The sequence below is a fragment of the Rheinheimera sp. EpRS3 genome (genome assembly GCF_001513785.1).
Lineage (GTDB): Bacteria > Pseudomonadota > Gammaproteobacteria > Enterobacterales > Alteromonadaceae > Alishewanella.
The window spans coordinates 561,378-573,008 of record NZ_LNQS01000008.1 but is presented as its reverse complement, the minus strand read 5'-3'; the positions used below and the strand labels follow the sequence as shown (position 1 = coordinate 573,008).

5 protein-coding genes are annotated in these 11,631 nt (G+C 51.8%); 3 read left to right on the top strand and 2 right to left on the bottom strand.

The window, feature by feature from the left end; translation table 11 throughout:
- Positions 1-106 precede the first annotated feature (106 nt).
- The 3 genes from AR688_RS11255 (at position 107) to AR688_RS11245 (ending at position 8,716) form a co-directional block, all read left to right on the top strand.
- Complete coding sequence (locus tag AR688_RS11255; protein ID WP_068233454.1) at positions 107-3,736, top strand: putative Ig domain-containing protein; 3,630 nt, start codon at positions 107-109, stop codon at positions 3,734-3,736.
- 42 nt (positions 3,737-3,778) lie between these two features.
- Positions 3,779-7,537 carry a S8 family serine peptidase gene (locus tag AR688_RS20635; RefSeq protein ID WP_068233452.1) on the top strand — a complete coding sequence of 1,253 codons (3,759 nt, stop codon included), beginning with the start codon at positions 3,779-3,781 and terminating at the stop codon, positions 7,535-7,537.
- 204 nt (positions 7,538-7,741) lie between these two features.
- Entirely contained in the window at positions 7,742-8,716 is a 975-nt protein-coding gene (locus AR688_RS11245; protein WP_068233449.1) for a DUF4862 family protein, read from the top strand.
- Positions 8,717-8,751: 35 nt separating this feature from the next.
- Here AR688_RS11245 and AR688_RS11240 read toward each other — a convergent pair whose 3' ends face one another.
- Both AR688_RS11240 and AR688_RS11235 read right to left on the bottom strand, forming a co-directional pair.
- Positions 8,752-9,216 carry a hypothetical protein gene (locus tag AR688_RS11240; RefSeq protein ID WP_156420281.1) on the bottom strand — a complete coding sequence of 155 codons (465 nt, stop codon included), beginning with the start codon at positions 9,214-9,216 and terminating at the stop codon, positions 8,752-8,754.
- A gap of 209 nt (positions 9,217-9,425) precedes the next feature.
- Positions 9,426-11,525, bottom strand: coding sequence for a S9 family peptidase (locus AR688_RS11235; protein WP_068233444.1), 2,100 nt, complete (start codon positions 11,523-11,525; stop codon positions 9,426-9,428).
- Between the last annotated feature and the right edge of the window lie 106 nt (positions 11,526-11,631).

Below are 11,631 nucleotides of genomic sequence, written 5' to 3'. Positions count from 1 at the left end.
AATGCTCAAAAGATAGCCTTTGTTATAGCAACGGAGCATTAATCCTGACAGTTCTGCCTATTGCCCTGGCCGCAGGGTATTAACCATAACGATAAGAGAAACTGTCATGCATAAAGCTTTATTTCCCTGGTTGCCACGCTACCTGGTTCTTGGCGGGTTGGGCCTGCTTAGTTTGCCGGCTCTGGCAACGCCTGTGCCTGCTAACAGCGGGAGTTTAACCCGGCCTCCGGCTGAATCCGTCGAGCCAAACCTCTATGTTGTGCAGCTAAGCGCGGCACCTGCTGTGGAAAACGGCAGTGTTAATCCGAATACGCAGGCTGGATTGCAGCAGCAACAGGAAGATTTGCTGCAACAGTTATATGTTCGTTTTGCCGGTGTAGAGCTACATAGCCGCAGCAAACTACTGGGCAACAGTATTACAGTAAAACTTACCGCTGCTCAGGCGCAGGAAGTAAGCCGGATGGAAGGGGTTAAGCAAATTAGCCTGGCCAGCGCCGCTTTGCCGCTGCCAGCACCGCTAAGTCTAGCAGTGCAGCAGCTCCGTGCGGTTGCTAGCGTATCGGCTGCTGACGCCAATGTGGGCAAGGGCGTAAAAATTGCGCTGATATCTTCCGGGGTTGATTACACCCACGCCAGCCTGGGTGGCCCCGGTACACCAGAAGCTTACCAGCAGGCCTGGCAGTATGCTGGTGTGCCCTTCGATAGTTTTCCTACCAGTGTGGTTACCAAAGGCTGGGATTTTTTCAGTGAACGTGAGCCGCAGATGATTGTTGCGGATATTAACCCGATAGATTCTGCGCTCGACAGTAGTAACACCAGCGGCGGTCGTGGTACCGCGTTAGCATCGATTATTCATCAGCTGGCGCCGGGTGCCGAGTTGTGGGCAGGCAAAATCTACCGGGCATCGCGAGTGGGTAGTTCGGTGTATCCGCTTGGGCCGAATACTGATCAGGTAAAAGACGCTCTGGAGTGGGCACTGGACCCAAACCGCGATGGCGATACCAGTGACCGAGCCGACATTATTGTGCTGGATTTGGCTGGTTTTGGCCCCGGCTTTTACTCTGAACAAGATATCTGGACCGATACCTATGTCGCGATGGCGCAAAATATCCAAAAAGCGGCTTCGTTAGGCACTCTGGTGCTGGTGCCACAGGGTGTAGCTGAACATCAAAGCAGTTATATGACACCTATTCAGGCTTTAGCGCCTGCCGCTTTGGCAGTAGGTGTGGCACAAGCCGGGCAGGAGCTGCCTGAGGTAGCGGCTAACTCATTGCACGGGCCGGTGCGTGGCGATGTAAATGCGATTAAACCCGACCTTGTTGGTTTGTACCAGGATCAGCAAATTGCACTGGTAGGCACCGGCTCGGGTGAAGGCATGGCCAGTGATAATGTATTTGCATTGGCCAGAACTGCAGCCAGCGCGGCAGCATTAAAAAGTGCCCGGCCTGAGCTGAACAGCCTTGAGCTAAAAGCCTTGCTGATGAATACCGCCAATAACCAGATAAGTGCCGCAGACAGTGAAAAACTGGCAGAGATCAGCTGGATTGGCGCAGGTCTGGAAGATGCTACCGTAGCCGCTGCCAGCCCGGCGGTAGCCTGGGAGCTGGCCAGTGGGTTGCCCAGCCTGCATCTTGGCAACCCTGAAGTATTGCCGGGTAAGCATATTGAGATCCGGCGCGAGCTTTATATCCGTAACCTGAGTGAGCAGCCGCTGACATACTCCCTTAGTGCACACAGCCGTGAAGATGGGCCAGACGCCAGTGCACTAAGCTGGCAGTTGCCGCCTGAGGTTACTGTTCCGGCCAAACGGGCGGTAACAGTGCCGGTTACGCTGATTATTGATGGCAGCTTGCTGCCGAAGTGGCCACTTAAAAACGCAGTTGATTATAACCACGCACAATGGCGTGCCAGTGAGATGGATGGCTACCTGACACTAAGCGCGGGTGAGAATATCCCTGCTATTCAGCTGCCCTGGCTGGTGCGGCCGCGGCCTGCTGCCGATATTCAGGTGCATTTTGACACCTATCGTGAGGTATTACCGTCGTTTACTACAGAAGGGCCTGATTTCCCTTTAGGCGAAGCGCTATTTCCTAACAATTACTTTAGCCGTGAGCAGGAATTTGAAAATACTTCGGCCCATGATATGACCTTTACTGTACTGCCGGTGGTGGCACGTAATGTTCAGCCCCGTGACAGCACTGTGGGTGCTAAGGGCGGTATGATACTGCAGAACCTGGCCAGTGCCGTAGTCGCTGATGGGCGCTGTGAAGCGGGCCAGAAGCTGACTTTAGCGGTTACGTTGTTTAACCCGCGCGCTTTGCCATTTCGCAGTTATTTTGATAAGGCACTTAACGGTTCGCTGGATATGTATATCGTGCGTAATGAAATCCTGGCCGATTACCCGGATTTGTCAGTGCAGGAACTGTTTTCTTTTATTGAAGATAAAGATCTGGTGTTGGAGAGTTTTGTCAGCCTGGATGAAGCCGGAGTGCCGGTAAATTATTACCATGATCTGAATATTCCCATTAACCCGGCCGATCCTGCGGCCAGCCTGAAAACCAGTAAATTACCAGTACGCTTTGCCACCGACAGCCGCAATTTAATGGTGGATTACTGTCTGGAAGAGCTGCTGCGTGATGACTTAACACTGGCAGATTTGAACAAAAACCTCGGCTATCTGGTTGAGACTGAGCGGGATGCTATGCCGGCATCGAACCGGGAGCCATTTATTGCCTTTAACCCGGTAAATATGGGGCCAATAGAAATACGCTACGAGTACGACTGGTTTGGCAACCTGATTGAAGTAATAAGTAATCAGGCCAACTATGTTGCTTTAAGCGAAAAAGGCGGCAGCACACCAGTAACTGATTACGTAAATGAAATAACCCTGGCACCGGGGGAGCGTGCCACGTTAACGGGCGTAATGGATGGCTTTTGTGAATATGCCGGCCAGTGCGGTAAAGGCTTTGTGCTGCTGGCAGAAGCGGCTGATTACCATATCTGGTCTGCACTGACTTTAGGTAATGACCATGCCTTTGTTGCCTCCCCACGCCGCGGGCAGCAGTTTAATGTTGTGGATAACGCTGAATCCGGCCAACTGGTAGGTATTATTCAGCTTGAATCTAACGCCTTTTTTAATATGGCCGGAGGTGAAGCCGCACCTGGTTATGAAGTGCAACTGGTTAGCCCGCTGCCGGATAACGCACTGCGGATCACCAAAAAGGGTGAAATTCTGGTTGATGATGCCTCAGTACTCAATGCAGATGGCATTAGCACCTATCACTTAAAAGTGTTTGGCCAGATAGATGGTTCCGAAATACTTATCAGCCCTACTGTTGAAGTATTGGTGAAGGTGAGCAGCAGCAATATTTCTGCGCCGCAGCTTAATAACCCGGCCAGTGCAAAGCTGACTGGTACTGCCAGAGCCAGCCTGAACTTTGATTTGTTAGCGCTGTTTGACGATGCCGATGATGACACGCTGAGCTTTTCAGCAACAGCTTTGCCGCAGGGCCTGACGCTGGATACCAGCAGCGGCAAACTCAGTGGCCGCATTGCCACCGCCGGAAACTACGAGTTTGTTGTTAACGTTAGCGATGGCCGGCATCAGGTTGCTTTTGCCTTTTCTCTGAACCTGAAAGCTGCGCCCTCCGGTGGCAGCAGTGGCGGTGCTTTTGGCACCGGTATGCTGCTGATGCTGTTGGTTGCTCTGCGTCGCCGCTTTACTCATCGTATTTGACTTAAGCGGGGCCATAGACCCCGCCAATAAAGGATCCCTGTAATGAAAAAGACCTTATTACTGGCCGCTTTGCTGAGTTTGCCAGCAGTGGCAGCACAGCCTGATGATGGCCAGAACCGGCTAAGCCAAAACCCAATGAATTATGTGCCTAAAGCGGCGCAAAAAAGCCTGTCCAGCCGTGATGATGATGTTTACTTTGTCCTGTTTGACGAACCCGCTGTTGCCACGGCCGGTATTGCCCGCAATGGGCAACTGCTTAATGCTAAATCGGCAGCTGTGCAGCGCTATGCTGGCAACCTGAGAACCACTCAGACACAGGTGCTTAGCAGTGCAGGTAGCCGTATCGGCGAGCCGGTACACACCTTGTTTCAGTACCAGTACAGTGTTAATGCTGCCGCGGTAAGGGTGTCGGCGCAGGGCGCTGCTGCTTTGGCAAAGCAACCGGGTGTAAAAGCTGTAGTAAAACGGCAAATTCACTATTTGCATACCGATTCCGGCCCGGCTTATACCGGTGCTCCGGCAATCTGGCAAAGCCAGACCGGTGTTGCCAGCAAAGGGGAAGGCGTTATCGTCGGTATTCTGGATACCGGTATTAATGCTGATCACCCCAGTTTTGCTGCAACCGGTGGCGATGGCTATCAGCATGTGAATCCGCTGGGTGAAGGCAATTATCTCGGTGATTGCCAAACATACAGCCAGTTTTGTAACAGCAAGCTGATTGGTATTGTCAGTTACCCCGATATTATTAATGCCTATTCGTTAGTACCGGTAGATACCGTGCAGTACCCAGATCTGGGTGACAGGTTACAGCTGGGCTTTGACTTTAACGGCCACGGTAGCCATGTTGCCAGCACGGTTGCGGGCAATGTGCTGAAAAACGTACCGGCTTACAATGCGGTGGGCGAAGAATCTGCCTATCAGTTTGCCCAGATAAGCGGCATGGCGCCGCATGCGAATATAGTGTCGTATCAGGTGTGTTTACCGGGCAACGGTGATGACTATCTGGCCGGTTGCTACCCCGAGTTGTCACTCAATGCGGTTGAACATGCCATAGCCAACGGTGTAAAGGTACTGAACTACTCTGTCGGCGGGCCGGCAGACAGCCCTTGGCGTTCGTTTGAGGGGCAGGCATTTCTTAATGCCCGTAATTTTGGTATTCATGTTGCTACATCTGCCGGTAATGCCGGGCCTGATAATGAGACTATCGGTTCACCGGGCAACTTGCCCTGGGTAACTACGGTTGCGGCCTTTACCCACAACCGGGCTTTTTCGGCCAAAACACTAACCGCCAATGGTTTGGAGCTTAGCGGCCGCAGTGCCAGCGGTGCTGTTAATGCAACCTTGGTTAACGCCGCTGATTATGGCGATGCCGATTGTATGACGCCTTTTGCTGCCGGAACCTTTGATGGCCAAATTGTGCTATGTCGCCGAGGGGTGATTGCCCGGGTTGAAAAAGGCAGCAATGTTAAAGCCGGTGGTGCGGGCGGTATTGTGCTGGTTAACGTAGCAGGTGAAGCCGCCAGCGTAGATGATGATTTTCATGTGTTGCCCGGCATTAACCTTAGCGCTGCAGACGGCGAAACCTTATTAACCTGGCTGGAAACAAATGGCGGGCAGCAGGTTAGCATCAGTGCATCAGAGCTTGTTCAGGATGATGAGCTGGGTTCAGTTGCTGGTGTGTTTTCGTCCCGCGGCCCCGGCTATCCTTATGATAGCTACTTATCGCCGGACATTGCCGCACCGGGTGTCAGTATTTATGCAGCCTATACGCCATATCAGCCATTCAGTAACCAGAAAAACGAAGCCCCTTACGCCTTTTTAGATGGTACCTCTATGGCCAGCCCGCATGTGGCCGGGGCGCTGGCGCTTATTCAGGCAGTACATCCGCACTGGACACCGGCTCAGGCACAATCGGCGCTAATGATGACAGCCAACAGCCAGGCTTATAAAGACGATGAGTTAAGCGGCAACAAACAGCAGGCCACGTTCTTTGATATGGGCGCTGGCATGGTACGGGTAGACAAAGCCGTAAAAGCCGGTTTGCTGCTGGATGAAAGCCGCGATAATTATCTGGCTGCCGATCCAGAGTTAGGTGGTAACCCGACAGAGCTTAACCTGGCCAGTATGGTTCAACCGCGTTGTGTTGTAACCTGTTCCTGGACACGCACCTTTACTGCTACTGAAAGCGGTAACTGGAGCGCGGGTTCTGCTACATTGCAGGGCGATATCAGCATTAGTGCCAGCCCGGCCAGTTTTAGCCTGAATCAGGGTGAAACTCAGGTACTCACCATTACCGCCAGCTCTGGTTTTACGTCGGCCAGCAAATGGCAATTTGGCCAACTGGTGCTAAGCAATGGCAACCAGGAGCAAACACTGCACCTGCCGGTTATTGCCAGTTTTGTTGCCGGTACGGGGCCTGAGCAGGCCAGCCTGACCGCACACAGCCCTGAAGGTGAAATACTGGTTGGTGGCTTTAGTAGCGGCGCGTCTATTGACCAACTGCAACCGGTTGCCCGTGGTCTGGTAAAAGCTGAGCGTTATAATATTCAGCTGTTAGCACCCACTACCCAACCCTATGATCTGGAATGGACTTACAACAAAGATAACCGCTTTGTACTGCCGCTAATCGTTACCAACAGTACCCAACGGGTGCGGGTAAAAGTAGACAGCACCAGCAGCCCGGATCTGGACTTATATATTGGCCCGGATGAAGATTTGGATGGCGATATTAGCGCCGGGGAAGGCACGACAAGCTTATTGTGCATAAGCGCCGGTGTCGACTCCAATGAAAGCTGTGACCTTCTGGCGCCCGCTCCCGGTGTTTATTATATTGCACTGCATAATTTTAAGGGTTCAGCCGCCGGTGCAATGGATGATGTCAGCTTATCGGTGGCGGTGATCAGTGATAAAGATGAAGCCAATCTGGCGCTGACATTGGTACCGGGCACAGCTCAGCAATTTGCTCTGCGGGCTGACTGGCAATTAGCCGAGGCACAACCGGGCGATGATTATATCGGTGTGGTTGCCGCTGAAACGGTGACAGGGCAGCGGTTTGGTCTGACAGCACTGGATATTCACATTGCTGAGTCAGTTGTGGCATTAAGCACTGCACAACAAAAGGTAGGGGCGGGCACAACGCTGAGTTACCAGCTAACGCTGGCGGCGAATACCACAGCGACAGCGCGTAATGTGGCATTTAGCCTGGCTGTACCTGAAGGGCTTAGCTTAAGTGCACTAGAAGGCGCAGAGTATAGCCAGCAAACAGGCACTATCACTTTTGTGCTGGCACAAGCAACTGGTGCTGAGGCGAAAAACTTGACGCTACACTTTGTCAGCACGCCACAAGCCAGCGGCAATGTACGCCTTAAAGTTAATTACCAGCTTGCGGATAACCAGACCGAAGCGGCTTATGCCCCGGAGATTGAGATTATTCCGCCGCTGGCTATTTTAATTAATGGCGAAACAGCGCTTAGCATCAGCGGTAAAGCCGGCGATAAAGTGACACTGCGGGCGCAAACCAATACGCCAGCCAGCCTGAACTGGCAACAAAGCAGCGGACCTGCTGTGCCACTTAGCCAGCCAACAGCTGCCGAAATTAACTTTACGTTACCCGAAGTGCAAGCTGCTCAGGCGGTAGTGCTTAGCTTAACGGCAACTGATGCTTTGGGGCAAAGCCAGACGGCCAGCGCCAATATCAGCATTGCCGCACCGGCTAAAAGTGGCGGTGGTGCAATGACAGGCTGGTGGCTGGCAATGCTGTTGCTACTGCGTGTTGTGCCACAGTTTAAACGCGCGCGTTAACTACAGGGTTTGCCATTCAGCCTCTAAGATGCGCCCTTTAAAATAACGGCCAGCTAAGCTGGCCGTTATTATTTAGCCGGCCGGAATTGTCACCGGGTAACAAATACTGCAGTCTTGGCAGGCAAAACGCTGGCAACATGGTAATCTTGGCGTTTTATCCGGCCTGCATTTTGTCAGTTCTCGCATCAGTTAAGGAAATTTATTGTGCAATATTATCTGGGCGCTTATGCCGCTTCGCCCAACCATAGTGGCTGGGATCCAATACTGGAAACTGCTTATTACAACGAGTTAAAAGCGCTGCCGAATATAAAAGGCCTGGAGCATCCGTTTTGGGGTGTTTTACATCAGCACGATGACAACTGGTTTCTGGCCAATATCGCGCCGCAGTGGAATTACGTGTTTACCTGTATTCCCGGCATTATGAATGCACTGGGGCAAAACCCAATGTTTGGTATTGCCTCTGATGATGAAGCCGGGCGCCAGGCAGCGCTGGCATTTATAAAACAAGCCTGTGCAGCGATTGGCAAATTAAACACGCATTTGGGGCGCCAGGCGGTAACTGCAATTCAAATTCAAACCGCACCGGCACGGCATAAGGCGGCGTCTTCCAAAGCGTCGCTGCTGGCATCGTTGCAAACTATGCTTAGCTGGAACTGGCATGGTGTCCGTATTGTGATTGAGCATTGCGATGCTTATGTTGACAGCCAGACACCGTCGAAAGGCTTTTTAGCACTAAGTGATGAGCTGGACGTTATCACGCAGTTAAATGCCGCTTTAAGCAAAGAGCAGCAATTGGGTATGGTCATTAACTGGGGCCGCTCGGTATTTGAAACCCGCCGGGTTGCAGGTGCTGTTGAGCATATTCAGGCCGCACAGGCAGCAGGTGTGCTAAGCGGGCTGATGTTCTCCGGGGTATCGGATCAGGATAGCGAATACGGCGCCTGGCGCGATAGCCATCAACCGCCGCGCAACAGCGAGCTGGTCGTAAATGGTGAACCCGGTAGCTGGATGACAGAGCAGGCGATGCACAATTGTTTGGCGGCATGTAATGATGCGGCAGGCTTGCCGGTGCTGGGGGCAAAAATTGGTATCCGGCCACATAGCGCCGATATTGGCCAGCGCATGGGGTATGTCCGCGATACTCTGGCGATATTAGACCGTTACTTTTTACCGCGTTAATCTGTTATCGCGTTAACATGTTAAAACAGCAAACATTACAGCCGCACGGATGCAGCTGCAGGTTTGATATGGCTAAAGTGTTTTAATGCCAAAAAGCCAATCAGCAGTAAAGCAAAAGCCGGCAGCAGGGTGTTGATGTAGCTGAGGTAGGTCAGGCTAAGCTCGTGCCGCTGGCTAAACAGCTGCCACATACTATATAAACCAAAGCCAAGTATTGGCATGGCAACCAGGCACAAATGGTAACGGCGTAGCTGGGTTTGCAGATACAACAGGGCGACGGTAACCGGAATAGCCAGCAACAGGTGTAGCGCTAAATCCATAATGGAAAGCCATAGCAGTGCTGAGCCGCGTAAGGTATTGGAATCCATGATCCACAGTTGCACCGGGTTTATAGTGGCGATAAAACCAAAGCACAAAATAACAAAATATACATGCGCCACGCCCAGCAGCAGGGAAATAAGCGAGCGGATACTAAAAATAATAAGCTTGGCCACCATCACAGACACTCCGGCAAATACAACTGGCCGCAAACTAGCATGCAGGCCGCAAATTCACAATATAAAAGCACTTTGAGGTTTGAGCCTGAACCGGTTGCCCACACTAACACGCCGTAAACCCATCCCTGGGGGCTCGATTCGGCCATCCTGGCCTGCAACGGTTAGTTTAGGGCAAGCCGGTTCTGCTAAGCTTATTTGCTTCAGCCGGTCAGTTAATTTGACGGCGTGCGGTATTTTTCAAACCAGGCCAGCATATATTCGACTTTTTCAATCATCCGGCTGGGGCGGTTAGAAATACCGTGTGGTGAACCCGGTACCCGCACCAACGTGGTATCAACCCGGCGCAGTTTCAGCGCCTGATAAAACTGTTCAGATTCTGAAATAGGTGTGCGCCGGTCTGCTTCACCGGTGATCAGAATTGTCGGGGTTTTTACATTGCCCACCAGGCTAAGCGGCGAGCGCTGCCAGTAGTGCTCGACATTTTCCCACGGCACGCCGGGGAACTGGTGGAAGGTCTGATAAGTGTAGCTATCACCGGTCAGTACTTTACTCAACCAGTTAATAATCGGTTTTACCACTGCGGCGGCTTTGTAACGGTCGGTCAGGCCTATGGCATAAGCGGTAGCAATACCACCGGCCGAGCCGCCGCCGATAAACAGGTTGTTTTCATCAATAAAGCCCAGTGCCAGCATCGCATTTACGCCGCTGTCGTGGTCGGCATAGTCTTCCGGTGAGCTGTATTTATTGTGCAGCAACATGGCAAAACGCTCGCCGTAAGATGAGCTACCGCGGTGGTTGTCATAAAACACCACATAACCTTCTTTGGCATAACGCTGCATTTCTGCGCTCCATTGGGCGCCATAGGCTAAGTGCGGGCCGCCGTGAATTTCAAGCAGCAGCGGGTATTTTTTCGCCGGGTCGAAATCTGGCGGTGTCATATACCAGCCTTGTATTTCTTCACCATCAAAAGACGATTTATAAGTAATTTCATGTACCTGTGCCAGCTTTTTATGGCCGAGCAAATCTTCGTTTAGTGTAGTAAGTACGGTAGTTTTACCTTTTTGTAGTACGGCAACCTCACTTGGCCGCTGGCTGGTGCCGTGGGTATATGCGATGGCACCATTATTGGCCACCGAGTATGAACCACTTAAATAAGGCTGCGGCTGTGATACTCCACCTAAACTGGCAGTGAGATCAGTAATTTTACCACTACTGTTCAGGGTGGCCAGCTTGCGCTGACCACGATCATCGTATTGCACCACAAAGCTGGAATTGTTCAGCCAGTTTGGTTGTTCAACGCTGCGATCAAAGTCTGCGGCAATATCGCTGATTTTGTTCGAGTTCAGGTTTAGAATTTTCAGCTTGCTGTTGCTGTAAGGCACCAGCGCATTGTTTTGCCATAAAAACGCCAGCTGTTTACCGTCGGGTGAAAACACCGGCGACGATTCATTGCCGGGCATGGTAGTCAGGGCAGTTAACTGTTCGGTGGCTAAATCCAACTGGTATAAATTGCTGTCACGTGGCTGGTATTCCCACTCCGGGTCGAGGTTGGCAGAAAATACCAGCGCTTTGCTATCCGGCGTAAAGCTTAAATCGCTGCCGTAATTAAAGTCGCCCTGAGTTAGCTGGCGCTCAATACCGCCGCTGGCCGGTAATATAAATATCTGCCGGAACTGTGGCTTTAAAAAGCCCTGGCCATCGGCCTGATAACGCACCCTGTCCAACACTATCGCAGGTTCAGACCATTTGGCACCGTTAGGTTTTTTTACCCGTTTTACGCTTTGTTTAACAGCGGCCTCGCTGGCGTCTACATTCATGGTAAAAGCCAGCTGTTTGCCATCCGGTGACCAAACCAGATTAGACGGGCTTTGCCGTAATTTAGACAACTGGGCGGTTTTATTTTCTGCCAGCCAGTGCAGGTGAATTTGCCGTGAGCCGCTGATATCAGAAATAAATGCCAGTTGTTTGCCATCCGCAGACCAGCGCGGCTGGCTGTAATTAAACTGGTCGGCAAACAGCGGCAACTGCTGGCCGGTTTTTACATCCAGCAACCACAGGCTGTTGCGGGTGCTGTCGGTCATAATGTCGTTACTGGCGCGCACATAGACAATCTTGCTGCCATCAGGCGATATTTGCACATCGGCGGCATACTCCAGTGCAAAAATATCTTCGGCTTCAAAATAACGGCTGCTGGCAGTGGTGTTTGCACTGTTCGCGCCAGAGCTGGCAACAGGCTCTTCAGCCAGTAAGGCAGGGCTGCTCAGTAATAAGCTGGTGCTAATCAGCAATGCTGAGCGGGTAAATGTACGCATAATGCTCCCGGATAGGTTTATTTAAGTTTATTTTTGTTTAAACCTAACCCGATCCAGACAGAAGTACAAACCCCACAGCGGCAAAGCGCGGGTTTTAAGCGGCATA

What these genes read in the sequence shown, in the direction of transcription:
- AR688_RS11255 (WP_068233454.1), top strand. Translation starts at nt 107, where the DNA reads ATGCATAAAGCTTTATTTCCCTGGTTGCCACGCTACCTGGTTCTTGGC.
- AR688_RS20635 (WP_068233452.1), top strand. Translation starts at nt 3,779, where the DNA reads ATGAAAAAGACCTTATTACTGGCCGCTTTGCTGAGTTTGCCAGCAGTG.
- AR688_RS11235 (WP_068233444.1), bottom strand. Translation starts at nt 11,525, where the DNA reads ATGCGTACATTTACCCGCTCAGCATTGCTGATTAGCACCAGCTTATTA.